Annotated in this window: 13 protein-coding genes; 8 read left to right on the top strand and 5 right to left on the bottom strand. The window is 60.8% G+C overall.

The features are described from left to right. The first annotated feature begins 33 nt into the window (after positions 1–33). Complete coding sequence (locus CSING_RS07955; RefSeq protein WP_042531239.1) at positions 34–1,122, top strand: alkene reductase; 1,089 nt, start codon at positions 34–36, stop codon at positions 1,120–1,122. Here CSING_RS07955 and CSING_RS07950 read toward each other — a convergent pair. Together CSING_RS07950 and CSING_RS07945 are read right to left on the bottom strand one after the other, a co-directional pair. Beyond that, complete coding sequence (locus tag CSING_RS07950) at positions 1,104–2,180, bottom strand: GNAT family N-acetyltransferase (RefSeq protein ID WP_042531237.1); 1,077 nt, start codon at positions 2,178–2,180, stop codon at positions 1,104–1,106. The two genes, CSING_RS07955 and CSING_RS07950, sit on opposite strands and share 19 nt — an antisense overlap. 24 nt (positions 2,181–2,204) lie before the next feature. Beyond that, the gene (locus CSING_RS07945; protein WP_042531236.1) at positions 2,205–3,521 is read right to left on the bottom strand and encodes a DUF349 domain-containing protein; all 1,317 of its coding nucleotides are present in this window, start codon (positions 3,519–3,521) and stop codon (positions 2,205–2,207) included. 131 nt (positions 3,522–3,652) lie between these two features. On the opposite strand from CSING_RS07945, the gene CSING_RS07940 reads away from it, so the two are divergent. The 3 genes from CSING_RS07940 to dapF are packed head-to-tail and all read left to right on the top strand — an operon-like array spanning position 3,653 to position 6,044. Continuing rightward, positions 3,653–4,279 (top strand): hypothetical protein, encoded by a 627-nt coding sequence (locus tag CSING_RS07940; protein ID WP_042533298.1) that lies wholly within the window; start codon positions 3,653–3,655, stop codon positions 4,277–4,279. Next, complete coding sequence (gene miaA / locus CSING_RS07935) at positions 4,279–5,196, top strand: tRNA (adenosine(37)-N6)-dimethylallyltransferase MiaA (RefSeq protein WP_042531234.1); 918 nt, start codon at positions 4,279–4,281, stop codon at positions 5,194–5,196. Before CSING_RS07940 ends, miaA begins: the two co-directional genes overlap by 1 nt. Positions 5,197–5,207: 11 nt before the next feature. Then, positions 5,208–6,044 carry a diaminopimelate epimerase gene (dapF, locus tag CSING_RS07930; RefSeq protein ID WP_042531232.1) on the top strand — a complete coding sequence of 279 codons (837 nt, stop codon included), beginning with the start codon at positions 5,208–5,210 and terminating at the stop codon, positions 6,042–6,044. A 37-nt stretch (positions 6,045–6,081) separates the two neighbouring features. Here dapF and CSING_RS07925 read toward each other — a convergent pair whose 3' ends face one another. Together CSING_RS07925 and CSING_RS07920 are read right to left on the bottom strand one after the other, a co-directional pair. Beyond that, complete coding sequence (locus CSING_RS07925; RefSeq protein WP_042531230.1) at positions 6,082–6,600, bottom strand: hypothetical protein; 519 nt, start codon at positions 6,598–6,600, stop codon at positions 6,082–6,084. Positions 6,601–6,652: 52 nt separating this feature from the next. Beyond that, positions 6,653–7,435 carry a hypothetical protein gene (locus CSING_RS07920; protein WP_042531228.1) on the bottom strand — a complete coding sequence of 261 codons (783 nt, stop codon included), beginning with the start codon at positions 7,433–7,435 and terminating at the stop codon, positions 6,653–6,655. A 110-nt stretch (positions 7,436–7,545) separates the two neighbouring features. On the opposite strand from CSING_RS07920, the gene hflX reads away from it, so the two are divergent. The 4 genes from hflX to CSING_RS07900 all read left to right on the top strand — a co-directional run bounded on the left by hflX (position 7,546) and on the right by CSING_RS07900 (position 12,845). Further along, positions 7,546–9,024 carry a GTPase HflX gene (gene hflX / locus CSING_RS07915; protein ID WP_042531227.1) on the top strand — a complete coding sequence of 493 codons (1,479 nt, stop codon included), beginning with the start codon at positions 7,546–7,548 and terminating at the stop codon, positions 9,022–9,024. 44 nt (positions 9,025–9,068) lie between these two features. Further along, positions 9,069–10,349, top strand: a complete 1,281-nt coding sequence (locus CSING_RS07910; protein ID WP_042531225.1) for a uracil-xanthine permease family protein — start codon at positions 9,069–9,071, stop codon at positions 10,347–10,349. 108 nt (positions 10,350–10,457) lie between these two features. Next, the gene (locus CSING_RS07905; protein WP_052471399.1) at positions 10,458–11,099 is read left to right on the top strand and encodes an ATP-binding cassette domain-containing protein; all 642 of its coding nucleotides are present in this window, start codon (positions 10,458–10,460) and stop codon (positions 11,097–11,099) included. Between the two features lie 3 nt (positions 11,100–11,102). After that, on the top strand, positions 11,103–12,845 hold the full coding sequence (locus tag CSING_RS07900; protein ID WP_042531223.1) for an FtsX-like permease family protein: 1,743 nt from the start codon (positions 11,103–11,105) through the stop codon (positions 12,843–12,845). A gap of 98 nt (positions 12,846–12,943) precedes the next feature. Here the strand turns inward: CSING_RS07900 and CSING_RS07895 are convergent, their stop codons facing one another. After that, positions 12,944–13,213, bottom strand: a complete 270-nt coding sequence (locus CSING_RS07895; protein ID WP_042531221.1) for an HPr family phosphocarrier protein — start codon at positions 13,211–13,213, stop codon at positions 12,944–12,946. Between the last annotated feature and the right edge of the window lie 44 nt (positions 13,214–13,257).

Genomic DNA, 13,257 nt, shown 5'->3' with positions numbered 1-13,257 from the left:
AATGGTCGCTGATATCTCCGCGTTGTGGAGTGCATGGCTACACTTTTTGATTCCCTTGAGCTGGGAGCCTTGACCCTCCCTAACCGTGTGACGATGGCAGCGCTGACTCGCTCCCGCGCTGGGCGTGACGGTATTCCCACGCAGTTGCACGAGACCTACTACACGCAGCGAGCCTCGCTCGGTCTCATCGTCACCGAAGGTGTCTTTCCGGCAGTGAGCGGCCGTGCTTTCCCCGGCCAGCCAGGTATCGAAACCCCAGAGCAGAGTGCCGGTTGGCGTCGGGTTGCAGACTCCGTTCACAAGGCAGGTGGGCGTATCTTCATGCAGGTGATGAATGGCGGGCGCTTGTCCCACACGAGCCTTCTAGAGGGTGCTGAGCCGGTCGCGCCATCGGCGCTGGCATCTGGCACTGCGGTGCGCGACTTCGAATCTCGGAAGGAGTGCCCTGTGCCGCGAGCACTTGAGAGTGATGAGATTCCTCGCATCATCAATGAGTTCCGTCAAGGTGCACGTAACGCCATCGATGCTGGCCTCGACGGCGTGGAAATTCACGGTGCCAACGGGTACCTCCTTCACCAGTTCTTAGCCCCGAGCTCCAATCACCGCGATGACGCCTATGGTGGTACACCAGAGAATCGATTTAGACTCGTCGAGGAAATTGTGCGAGCCGTGGCAGAGGAGATTGGGGCAGACCGAGTGGCGATTCGCCTGTCCCCGCAGAACAACATCCAAGGCATTGAGGAGATGGACCCCGCTGACGTGCTTGCCACCTATGGCGGGCTTCTCGACGCCACCTCAGACCTTGGCCTTGCCTATGTTTCCTTCCTTCACGCGGATCCCACGGGTGAGCTGGTGAGCGAGCTGGTGACGCGTGCGCGCGCGAATGGGCGCACCCGCGTCTTCCTCAACTCTGGGTTCGGGCAGGTAACCCAGCACGAGGAAGCTGCGGAACTCATGCAGCACGGCGACGCTGTTGCTGTTGGCCGCCTCACCATTTCCAACCCTGACCTGGTACGCCGCTGGAAAGAAGAGCTACCAGTCACGGCGCCGGACGAGTCCACCTTTTACACGGGTGGTGAAAAAGGCTACACCGATTACCCGTTTTACAGGGTGAGCTCGTAGGCGCTGCTGGCCGAGATAGCGTGGGCGCCCAGCCGTGCATAGAGCGCGTTCATGGCGGGATCAGCATCCGCGACGGAGCAATAAGCACGGCGCACCATGGGCCAATGCTCGGCCACTGCATACTGGGCATGCTGCTTGGCCTTGGTAGCAAGTCCTTGTCGGCGATGCTCGCGGTCCGTTACCGTCAACGTCCACTCGCAGACCTCAGGGTCGGCATCACCGTGCCGTGAGAGTTCGGTAAGCGCAACGACACGTCCGTTGTCAATGATCCCGACCAGCAACGTATGTGCGCCCCGGGAGCGCAGTCGTGCGTGTGCTTCAGCGAGGCGCTGTCGCGTCCAGACAATGGGCTCCACACTCAAGTCGCCGAAAATGGCGTCGGTGGAGGCAAGGGTGAGCAGACGAAGGACATCATCGAGCATCTCGTCTGGGATGTCATAATCAGCCCACACCTGGGCCCCAAGAACCGGGGGAGTAGGACTGATGTCGACGTACATCTGGTGCTCTGCGTGCTTCTGCTTAAACCCGAGCTCGAGGTAGGCCTGCGACATCGGGTCATAGGTATAGTCCGCATCCGGTGGATAAAGCATGCCCACCTGGACGGTGCTGCGCCCCAGATGGCGGGTTAAGAGAAGGGCTTCCTTGGCCAGCGCCCGAGTTACTTCGAGGGCCTCGGGCTCAAGATCTTCACCGGGCATGGGTAGAAGGTCAGCAGCGAGAACGCACTCGATGTCGGCGTTTTCCGGCTCTTCCAATAGTGGGAGAGAGATGTGGATAAAACCATCGAAATCAGTTTCCGGGCTAGGCTCGGCCGCCGAAATGACAGGAAGGCCGAGTTCACCGGCTTCTCCGAGGGCGGAATCTGTCAAACCAAAGAGCAGTGTGCGGGACTCTGTTGAGCCTTGCAGACGCTGAAGAACTCGGCGCGGTGAACCACTAGCGGCAGGGTCGCCGCTGGCTTCTTGTGCAGCGAGGTTGGCATCAAAGACGAAGCTGCGAAGGCAATCTGCCGGCTCAGCGGTGGCCGAGCCCGGCGGGGCGACAATCTGGACAAACACCTCAGTGTGGAGCTGCGAAACGTTCTACTTGTCGTTCACAGCAGCCGCGGCTGCGTCCGCGAACTCCTGCCACTGCGCGGCCTGGGCGCGCAGGTCCTCAGCCTTCTTGGCGTTGCCCTTGGCCTCCGCGGCCTCTGCCTGGGCGTTGAGGTCATCTACCTTGGACTGGAATTGTGCCACACGTGCCTGGGCTTCTGGGTCGGTACGGCGCCACTCGGATTCTTCGGCATCGCTTACGCGCTTCTCCAGTGCAGAAATCTTTGCCTCGTACTCGCGAACTTGATTGCGCGGTACGAAACCGATTTCCTCCCACTTCTCCTGAAGCTCGCGCAGCTTAGCTTTGGCAGCCTCGATGGACTTGGAGGGGTCAATCTGGGCGTCATACTCCGCAATGAGTGCATCCTTGGCAGCGGCATTCTCAGCGAACTGCTTATCGCGCTCGTCATTGACCGCATTGCGGGCGTTGAAGAAGTGATCCTGGGCGGCACGGAACTTCGCCCACAGCTTGTCGTCCACCTCACGCGGGGCACGACCGGCGGCCTTCCACTCCGTCATGAGATCGCGGTACGCGCGGGCGGTTTCTCCCCAGTTGGTGGAGTCCTTAATGGCTTCGGCGCGCTCGACCAGCTCTTCCTTCTTTCCACGGGCAGCAGCGCGGTTGCGATCCAGCTCGGCAAAGTGGGAACCACGACGGCGGTTAAAAGAATCACGGGCGCGGGAGTAGCGCTTCCACAGGGCATCATCGGTCTGGCGGTCGATGCCGCGGATCTGCTTCCACTCCTCCAGGATGGCGCGGATACGGTCACCGGCGGCCTTCCACTCGGTGGAGTTCGCAGCTATCTCCTCCGCTTCAGCGGCCAGCTTTTCCTTCTTCGCAATCGCTTCCTCGCGGCGGCGGGCCTTGTCTGCCTGAGCTTGCTCACCGGCCTCAACGGAGTGCTCGATGACCGCTGCTAGGCGCGTGTCAAGAGCAGCGATATCGCCGATGACGGCTTGCGTAGGAAGAGATTCGCGCAGCTCTGCCGCGGTGGTTTTGATGGAGGAAGCATCGCCCGGGTGAGCCTTAAGGCGGGATTCGAGCAGTTCGATCTCGGTAGAAAGATCGTCATAACGTGCTCCGTAGTGTGCCAAGCCCTCTTCTGGGGTGCCGGCCTGCCATTCACCAATTTTGCGTTCGCCTTCTGGGGCGTTGACAAAGACCGAACCATCAGCATCGACGCGGCCCCACTGTGCGGGGTCATTCTTCAGGGGCTGAGCGGGGCGTGCCGCTGGTGCAGAGGGCTTAGGGCCGGGACGGGCGCCCTTGCGGGGCATTGCTCCAGGAGTAGGGATAGCGGACATGGTAGGAAACCACCTTCGGTACAATCGCGCCGCGCGACACGGCTGCCAGAACTTATGTCACACAACACTACCGTTTGAGCCGCGCAGCCGCGTGTTAACCCCAAACTTTTGACCTTATAAGATGGGGAATGATGCAGAATCTCATGATTATGCCGGCTTCACCGGCGCTAGCGGAAGAACTCTCACCGAGCGACGATGCCTCCCGAGCACTCCTCAGGGCGGCATGCGAGCTAGTCCGTGACGCCGCACGCGTTATCACCGGCGGGTCCGTGCCACTTCAGGTGGACATCGTAGGCTCACAGGATGCGCGTTGGCGCACGGAGCTCACCGGTAGCCTGCAGGCTTGGGGCGCCCCGCAGGTCACGGTGGGCGGCGGCAACTATCTCCCTGAGCTGATGGCTCGCTATGTGCTCACCGCGGCAGTAGGAGCCGAGGGCTTTGAAGTCACAGATTCTCGAGCCGACATTGAGGACATTGAGGAAGGGCGACTTACCGTGGTGTGTGTCGATGGCTCTGCAGGGCTCACCGACCGCGCTCCTCTCGCACTGGTGGACGGTGCCCGTGATGCTCACCTGTGGTGTGAGTCAGTGTTGTCAGGGGCGGATAGCCACTGTGATGAGGAGAAGCTGCACGACGCTGGAGTTCTCGAAACGTCGTTGTGGGCGCAACTGGCTACCGTGCATCCGCATTATGCGGAGCTGCGGGCAGCCGATTCCACCCTGGGGGTAGGTCGTTATGTGGCGGGGTGGCAACGCTGATGACAACGTCGACGCGTACCCCCATTGCGGTGGTGGGACCCACCGCTTCTGGAAAGTCAGCGCTGGGCGTGGCTTTGGCCCACGAGCTGGACGGAGAGGTGGTCAATGTTGATTCCATGCAGCTCTACCGAGGGATGGATATCGGAACCGCGAAGCTGACCTTGGAGGAGCGCGAGGGAATTCCACACCACCAGCTAGATGTCTGGGATGTGACCGAGACAGCTTCGGTCGCCCGATATCAGGCCTCTGCTATTGCTGATGTCGAGGACATCCTCGCACGCGGCAAGACCCCCATCCTTGTGGGTGGATCCATGCTCTACGTTCAGTCGCTGGTCGATGATTGGCACTTCCCGCCCACGGACCCAGAGGTGCGCGCTCGCATCGAAGCACGCCGCTGCGACATTGGGACGGATGCGCTGCATGCCGAACTCGCCGAGGTCGATCCCGCCGCCGCAGACATCATCGAGGACAAGGACCCTCGCCGCACCGTTCGAGCGTTAGAAGTCATCGAGCTCACCGGCAAGCCATTCAAAGCCAGCCAGCCTCCCAAAGATGCACCGCCGCGCTGGGGTACGCGCATCCTGGGCCTACGCACCGAAGCAAGCTGGCTCAACCCTCGCATTGAATTGCGCACCCGACGGATGTTTGACAAAGGCCTCGTGGAGGAAGTGGAACGGCTGCAAACACAGGGCCTTATCGCCGACTCTACCGCTGGGCGCGCCATCGGCTACGCCCAAGTGCTCCAAGCCCAGCGCGGCGAGCTCACGTGGGAGGAAGCCGTGGAGCGCACCATCACCGGCACACGGCGTTATGTGCGCCGCCAACGCGCCTGGTTCAACCGGGATAAGCGCATCTCATGGTTGGATGCGCTGGGTGATACGCGGGACGAGGCCTTGCGCGTCCTCGCGAGCCGTTAGACTCTTAAAGCATGAACTTTGCCAAGGGACACGGAACCGAAAACGACTTCGTCATTGTTGAGGGAACCCAGCCGCTTTCGGCGGAAAAGGTGCGGGCACTGTGTGATCGCCGTGCCGGCATCGGCGGTGACGGCGTTTTGCGCGTCATCCGTGCGGGAGAGCTGCTCGCAGCCGGTGAAATTGAAGAACTCGCGCCGGGAATCGATGACCAGGACTGGTTTATGGACTACCGCAACGCCGATGGCTCGGTAGCGGAGATGTGCGGTAACGGAACGCGCGTCTTTGCCCACTGGGTACGCTCCCGCGGATTGGTCGGGGAGGACACCTTCACCGTAGGAACCCGCGCTGGGGCGAAGCAGGTCACTGTGCATTCGTGCACGGAGGCCGAGGCGGACGTGAGCGTGGAGATGGGGCCGGCAACGGTGACGGGAGTGTCCACCGCATCGATGGCGGGGGAGAGCTTCGCCGGACTAGGCGTGGACATGGGAAACCCCCACTTGGCCGCAGTGCTTCCGGGCCTGAGTCCAGAGGCGTTGGCGGAGAAGACACTGGAGCAACCGGTCATTGATACTGAATTTTTTCCAGCAGGTGTCAATGTCGAACTCGTGACGCCCCTGCAGGACGGTGTTATCCACATGCGCGTGTTCGAGCGCGGTGTGGGGGAGACCCGCTCCTGCGGTACCGGTACGGTGGCGGCGGCATGCGCCGCGCTTGCCGATGCCTCCCATGCCACCGGCTCCGTGCGCGTCATCGTTCCTGGTGGCGAGGTGACGGTTGATATCACTGAGGAAGGCTCGACACTCACTGGCCCGTCGCGCATCGTGGCCACCGGCGAGACCACGCTGTAGTGGCTGAGGCGGGCTCAGCGTGAACGAAGCTTGGCGCTTATTTGTAGTCTGTGCCTAATGCCAGTGCGGCGCGGCGCGCGGACAGCCAGCATTCCTTGAGTTCGGCTGCACGCTCATCTGCAACCTTGAGCAAAGACTCCAACTCGCCCGTTTCGATGTCCGGGGCGTTGACTCGGGCATTGAGGCGACGAAGGAACCGCTGCGCGCCGTGCATCTCATAGTGGAAGGCTTCGATGGATGGGTTGGTACAGTCAACGTCGACAAGCGCAGGGCGGTGTAGCGTGCGATCCGCCAGCGCATCAGAATCCTCACTCGTTGCGAACGTGGTGTAATCCTCGATGACGTCGGTGATGTCCTCTACCGTCAGCGCAATTGATGCGCGCAGCGCGGCGTGTTCGGAAGCATTCGGGCGGGAATCTGCAAAGAGCCACAGCGCTCCGCAGACGAGAACAGCGAGAATAACTCCCTGCAGCTTCAGCGTCACTACCAGCACCACGGCCGTAACCGCGGCGAGGAGCAGGGCGAACCCACGACGCTGAGATGCAGAAAAGTTCATAGTTTCAACTTTACGGCAAAAGCCCTAGAGATGAACCCTCTAGAGTTGAGCCTTAGTGACCGCCGCAGCCGCCGGACCCACAGCCACAACCGCCTTCACCACCGCAGCCGCCAGTCGGCATGGCGATAGACGCTGTGAGCATGGCCGTGCCGGCCAGGACAGAATCCTTGTCCGGCAGCTCTCCGAAGCTTTCCGGAAGACACAGGTCGAAGGGGAAAACACCATCCATGACAAGGTGCATGAAGCGCTGTCCCGTGAGCTGGTTGTGGCGCCACTCAGACTCCATAACGCGGGCAGCAAACGTGCAACCAGGGGTAGGAGCCGCAGCACCAGATCCGGAGGCGACGATCTGAGCACCTTCCGACTCGAAGGTAGCGGGGAAGGAGCCTTTCTCCGCTTCATAGGCCTCGGTGCTGTCAAAGCGAGCGACATCGAGGCCCAGGGCGGTGAGTTCCACTTGTTGCCACTGCTGCGTGTCTTCGTCGACAAGCAGCGGACCCTGTGCCAAGTTTGCCGTAGCCTGCGCCACAACAGTGCCAAAGGGATCGATAATGTCGAGATAAGCTAGGACGTCATTGATCATGGATACGTGGGCGAAACCCTGGGTCACGGACTCAAAACCAATGAAGGTGGCAAAAGGCTCGACCGCCAAGATGTTGATCTGTGCGCCGGAGGCATCCGCAAACTGGATGAGCTGTCCACCCCGTACCTCACCGGTCACCGCCAATTGGTTGGTGGAAATCGCTGCCTCAACGGCGTCCTGCCAGCGTTCATAGTTGAGGCCGATGGCCCGCATTTCTGGATGGGTCTTGTGGTTGACGGTCATGGCCACCATTGTATCCCCAGTCAATGGGAGTCAAAAATGGCCCCAGGCACCTCCTGTCACCGGATCGAGAGGACCGCAATTCCCGCATTACGGCCCCGACGTGGAAGAATAGGGAACATATGACGAAACAGACCCATGATGAACTCCTCGCGCAGGCCTTCGGAGAGCCTGCTCCTTCTTCGCAGGACCCGACGACGGGTGATTTGGATCTTGCCGAGCGCAACGCCTTCCGCCGTGTGACGCGGGATACCACCATCCGTGCCGAGGACACCACTGACGGATACGAGGTGGAGTACCGAAAACTCCGATTGGAGCGAGTGATCCTCGTCGGCGTGTGGACCGAGGGAACCGTGGCCGAAGTAGAGGCCACGATGGCGGAGCTTGCCGCGCTGACGGAAACTGCTGGCGCCGAAGTCGTGGAGGCGTTGTACCAGAAGAGAGAGAAGCCAGACCCCGGTACCTACATTGGTTCAGGCAAGGCCGCGGAGCTCAAGGACATCGTCGCCGCCACAGGCGCGGATACCGTGGTGTGCGATGGTGAGCTCACCCCCGGCCAGCTCTCTGCCCTTGAACGTGCGCTCAACACCAAGGTCATTGACCGCACCATGCTCATTCTGGACATCTTTGCGCAGCACGCAAAGTCCAAGGAGGGTAAAGCCCAGGTTTCACTGGCACAGTTGGAGTACCTCTACACGCACACGCGTGGTTGGGGCGGCAACCTCTCGCGTCAGGCAGGTGGTCGTGCGGGTTCCAACGGCGGAGTCGGCCTGCGTGGTCCTGGTGAGACAAAGATTGAGACGGATCGTCGCCGCATCCGTACCCAGATGGCGTTGTTGCGCAAGGAACTGAAGGCGATGAAGACCGCACGCGAGGTTAAGCGCTCGAAGCGTCAGCGCTCCACCGTGCCGCAGATTGCGATCGCCGGCTACACCAATGCCGGAAAATCCTCGCTCATCAACGCGATGACGGGCGCGGGTGTGCTCGTTGAGGATGCCTTGTTCGCCACGCTTGATCCGACCACTCGCCGCGCCGAGCTTGCCGACGGCCGCCAGGTCGTCTTCACCGACACCGTCGGCTTCGTGCGTCACTTGCCCACTCAGCTGGTGGAAGCCTTCAAGTCCACCCTTGAGGAGGTGCTCGCGGCTGACCTTATGCTGCACGTGGTCGACGGTTCTGATCCGTTCCCGCTCAAGCAGATTGAAGCGGTGAACAACGTCATCTACGACATCGTGAAGGAGACGGGCGAGGAAGCCCCACCGGAAATCATCGTCATTAACAAGATTGACCAGGCTGATCCGCTCGTGCTGGCGGAGCTGCGCCATGTCCTCGACCGCGACAATGTTGTCTACGTTTCGGCGAAAACGGGCGAGGGAGTGGATGAGCTCACCGCCCGGGTGGAGCTCTTCCTCAATTCCCGCGACGAGCACGTGCAGCTGCTCATTCCGTTTACCCGCGGGGACGTGGTGGCACGTCTCCACGCGGAAGGTACCGTGCGCAGTGAGGAATACTCGGGGGAGGGCACGCTTGTCGACGTCCGCCTGCCCGCCTCCGTGGCCGCCGAGCTCACCGACTACCGGGTAGAGGATTCACAGGCCTAGTCTCGCTTAGGTTTCCGTGCTCTGGTGGGCCATAATGAGAGCTCGTGAGTAACTTTGGCTGGGACGTCCACGGAGACGGAAAAACTATTAAGCCGGGTGCAGTTGTTGCACCCGAGGAACGATTGAGTTGGGGTCGCACCATCGGCATCGGCATGCAGCACGTGGTGGCCATGTTTGGCGCTACGCTGCTTGTGCCTACCCTGACCGGATTCCCGGTTAACACGACACTGCTTTTCTCTGGTCTGGGAACGATCCTGTTCCTGGTGATGACGCGCAACCGCCTGCCCTCCTATTTGGGCTCGTCCTTTGCATTCATCGCCCCACTAGCTGCCTCTCAGCAGTATGGCATTGGTGCGCAGGCCGGCTCGGTTCTGGTGACGGGTCTGGTGCTGGTCGCTATCGGATTCGGAGTAAAGGCGGCGGGCCGTAAGGTTCTGGACGCGGTCATGCCGCCTGCAGTAACCGGCGCCATCGTGGCGCTTATCGGATTGAACCTGGCGCCGAACGCTGCCTCCAACTTCTCCAGTCAGCCGCTCGTGGCGACCGTAACCTTGGCGGTCATTATCTTGGCGACGGTAGCTGGGCGCGGCATGGTCTCGCGTCTGTCCATCCTCATTGGTGTCGTCGTGGGCTGGGCTTTTGCTGCGATAACGGGCAACCTCGGTGAGGGCGCTGTGGAGTCGATTCGCCAGGCAGCCTGGATTGGCTTCCCACAGTTCCATGCCCCAGAATTCCACCTGTCTGCGATTCTGGCGGCGCTTCCGGTGCTGGTCGTCCTCATTGCGGAAAACGTCGGCCACGTGAAGGCAGTCTCCGAGATGACCAAGCGTGACCTCGATGACCTCGCCGGTGATGCTCTCATTGCTGACGGACTAGCGACCTCCCTGGCCGGTGGCTTTGGTGGTTCCGGTACCACGACGTATGCCGAAAACATCGGTGTGATGGCCGCGACCCGAGTCTATTCCACGGCTGCTTACTGGGTTGCTGCCATCACCGCTATTGCGCTGGCCTTCATCCCAAAGTTCGGTGCTCTCATCTTTACCATTCCTACGGGCGTGCTGGGTGGTGCGTGTCTCGTTCTCTATGGCCTCATCGGCATGCTGGGCGTGCGCATCTGGATGGACAACAAGGTGAACTTCAACAACCCGGTCAACCTAACGGCCGCCGCCGTGGCTCTCATCGCCGGCATTGGCAACCTGACGCTGGACATCTTTGGCGTGACGCTCGAGGGAATCGCCTGGGGCTCGGTGGGCATCATCGTGCTCTACCCAGTCATGAAGCACCTCTACGACCAAGTCGGGGAAGGGCAGAACGCGAAGTATTAAGGGCGCCGTACTTGGGTAATTGTCACTCACGATAAACGTGTTCGTGCAATTACCGATAATGTTTTGGTGCTCGGGTAGCGTATGCCCTTTAACAAGATAGGAGTTGTGGTGGTTGCAATAGTTTGGAATAAAATCTCTTATCGATACTCGAAATATGGGCCATATATTCTGCGGGATGCCGCGCTGTCGTTGTCACGGCCTGGCATCTACGAAGTCCGGGGCCCATCGGGAAGCGGTAAATCCACGGTTCTGGATCTGTTAGCCGGTCTGCGCGCACCTAGTGAAGGAAGGGTAACCATCGACGGTAAACGGTTCGGAAAGGGCGCGGCCAAGAAGCTAACCTCGTGGCGAGCCACGCACGTCGGGTACGCACCACAGGCACCGACCCTCCTGCCTAGCCTCAGCTGCCGGGAGAACCTCGAGCTTGCAGTTCACGTCGCCGGACGGGGCCTCGACGCCCACGGCAGGGAAGAGCTGCTTGGCACGTTGGGCATGCAGCCTTTCACAGAAGCCCTGCCGGCGGAGCTATCCGGGGGTCAACGCCAGCGCGTTGCGGTGGCCCAGGCACTAGCTTCCCAACCGGACCTGGTGCTCATGGATGAGCCCGTCAGCGCGCTTGATGGAGCGAATGTCACCGTGGTCGAGGACTTGTTGCGCCAGTCGGCGAAGCGGGGAGCGATAGTGGTCTATTGCTCCCACCGCGAGCTTTTCGACGGGCAGGCAGAAACGCTGCTGCAGATGGGGGTATAGCTCATGAAGACCATGACTCCCACCGCCGCCTACCGGAGAGAGCTGTCGGTGACGGCGCGCCCCTTCATCGGGGGAATCGTACTGGCTGCGGTAGTAATCGGCACGCTCGTCGGCACCATCCTTTACGTCGCATTTTCGACTGGCGGAAGCAGCGACTTCAAGGCCGGCGTGACGAATATGAGCCTGATTGCGATCATCCCGGCATTCGCCGGGGTCCGGTTGGCGCATCAGAATTTTATCGCTGACCACCGAAATACCGTGCAAGCGCTGAGGATTCTTGGCATAGGCAGGGCGTTTTTCACTAGGCACCTGCTCCTGCAAGGGGCGTGCCTGGCGCTTCTAGCAAGCATTTCGGCGGTCGTGTTGGGACGGTTGTTGGCGACGCCGCTTTTCAAGGTGATTCTGCTAGGGCTCAACAAGCAACTGCCAGATCACTGGGGCTCGCCCATTGACGTTGCCTGGTCGTCACTGCTGGTCTTAGTCCCCCTGTACCTCCTCGGCGTGGGGATTCTCAACGTCGACAAGGTGCTGGCCAAAACCGGGGATCGGGGAGCGGCAACAGTAGGTAAGTCCAAATCCTTGGTGGGGCTGGTTGGCCTAGTGCTCGCAGTGGTCAATATTGCCGCGGGTATCTGGTGTATGGTGACGACTCCGCCAGGGCCTGTCGTGTTGATATTCGTCTTCACCTTGCCGTTCCTCGCTGTCACACTTGCCGGCCCCTTCGCCCGGGCGCTAGCTCGCTGGGCAGCCGCGGCGATCAAAAAGGTGAGCGGATGGTCGGCACCCGCGCTAGGCATCCGCTCTTCCGAAACCGTCGGGACGACCTCGAGGGTGGGGCTTGCTACCGCGCTCGTAGCCATTCCGCTGGCAGGCTTCACAGGTGCACAGACCTCGTTATGGGCGGCAAATTACGTAGGCTCCCAGAATTTCCAAACGGTCCCAGTCGTCGTTGGCCAAGATTCTCGCTTGCTGGAAGCGCAGGAAGCAGACGGTGTATGCGAAGAGATCGGCGACGACTGCCGTGGGGTGGTCTACTGGCAGCCTTCGGACTTCGAATCCGCGGGGCGGACCTCCGTATCGATGGAGAAGGCGTCTGACTATTCTCTGGCCGGATCGAATGACCACGTGATAGGGCAGCTACTCTCGCCCGCGGCGCCGGTGAAAGCTCACAGCCCCTTCTACCCAGACTTCATGGTGCCGTTCTCCGGTATCTCTAGCGAGTCTCCGGTCAAACCGGAATGGGGGCTCCCCGTGGTCGCAGAATCGGCTAGCGCACCGGATCATCTCCGGGTGGAGTCCGCGCAGGATTGGGTACGGCACGTGGATATGGATAGCCAGATCATGTACGGGCCCCACGGCGACGGAACCGCCGGCTTCGTCCCCACCGCGGCCTACACTCTGCTGGCGATCTGCCTGGTCCTCGCGGTCTCTGTGATGGGCAAGCGGGCCAATTTGCATGCGTTCTTCTCACCACTGCGTCTTCTGGGCCGTACCCAAGGCGCGATCCAGCAAGCAGAGTTCTGGGCAATCCTCTTTCCGTACTGTGTTGCCATGCTGACAGCGCTCCTAGTGGGCATCTGGTACACGGTCGCCGTCCATGTCGCAGTCTCGGCGTACCCAGGGGCGCTGCTGCCTTACCTTCCCCCAGGGCTATGGGTGCTCTTTGTCCTCGTCTTCTTAGGTACGAGTGCGACTGCCTTCTTGCCAACTCCAGACAAGGACGAGCGTGGCGCAGATGCGCCCTAGACACTGGCGTGCCGGCGCCTAAAGATGCAAAAATCCCGCCGCGTGGACGGGATTTTTTGCTAATTACTGCAGATTACGGGCCGCAGCTTTAGGACCTTCTATTCGGCGTCCAAATCCTGCTCGATGAGGCCAGCAATCTTCTCAACAGCAGCCTCGTTCTCTGAGGTCACGGTGACTTCGTCGCCCTGCTCGGCGCCGAGTGCCATGATCATGAGGGAAGAAGCAGCATCGGTCTCGTCCTCGTCCTCATCACCGACGAGGTTCAGGAAGATATCCTCATCGAACTCCGCAGCAGCGTCAGCGATGATGGAGGCAGGACGTGCGTGCAGTCCAACGGAGGAACCAACCTTGACGGTCTTAGAAGCCATAGTGATAGTCCTTTCGACTTAAAGAATTTTCGTAATGACAAGTG

The organism is Corynebacterium singulare (assembly GCF_000833575.1).
Lineage (GTDB): Bacteria > Actinomycetota > Actinomycetes > Mycobacteriales > Mycobacteriaceae > Corynebacterium > Corynebacterium singulare.
This window is presented reverse-complemented; position numbering and strand designations above follow the sequence as displayed.

Bases quoted from the DNA above. Each gene is read 5' to 3' on its own strand.
- CSING_RS07955 (WP_042531239.1), top strand. From the start codon at position 34: ATGGCTACACTTTTTGATTCCCTTGAGCTGGGAGCCTTGACCCTCCCT.
- CSING_RS07945 (WP_042531236.1), bottom strand. From the start codon at position 3,521: ATGTCCGCTATCCCTACTCCTGGAGCAATGCCCCGCAAGGGCGCCCGT.
- CSING_RS07940 (WP_042533298.1), top strand. From the start codon at position 3,653: ATGCAGAATCTCATGATTATGCCGGCTTCACCGGCGCTAGCGGAAGAA.
- miaA (WP_042531234.1), top strand. From the start codon at position 4,279: ATGACAACGTCGACGCGTACCCCCATTGCGGTGGTGGGACCCACCGCT.
- dapF (WP_042531232.1), top strand. From the start codon at position 5,208: ATGAACTTTGCCAAGGGACACGGAACCGAAAACGACTTCGTCATTGTT.
- CSING_RS07925 (WP_042531230.1), bottom strand. From the start codon at position 6,600: ATGAACTTTTCTGCATCTCAGCGTCGTGGGTTCGCCCTGCTCCTCGCC.
- CSING_RS07920 (WP_042531228.1), bottom strand. From the start codon at position 7,435: ATGGTGGCCATGACCGTCAACCACAAGACCCATCCAGAAATGCGGGCC.
- hflX (WP_042531227.1), top strand. From the start codon at position 7,546: ATGACGAAACAGACCCATGATGAACTCCTCGCGCAGGCCTTCGGAGAG.
- CSING_RS07900 (WP_042531223.1), top strand. From the start codon at position 11,103: ATGAAGACCATGACTCCCACCGCCGCCTACCGGAGAGAGCTGTCGGTG.
- CSING_RS07895 (WP_042531221.1), bottom strand. From the start codon at position 13,213: ATGGCTTCTAAGACCGTCAAGGTTGGTTCCTCCGTTGGACTGCACGCA.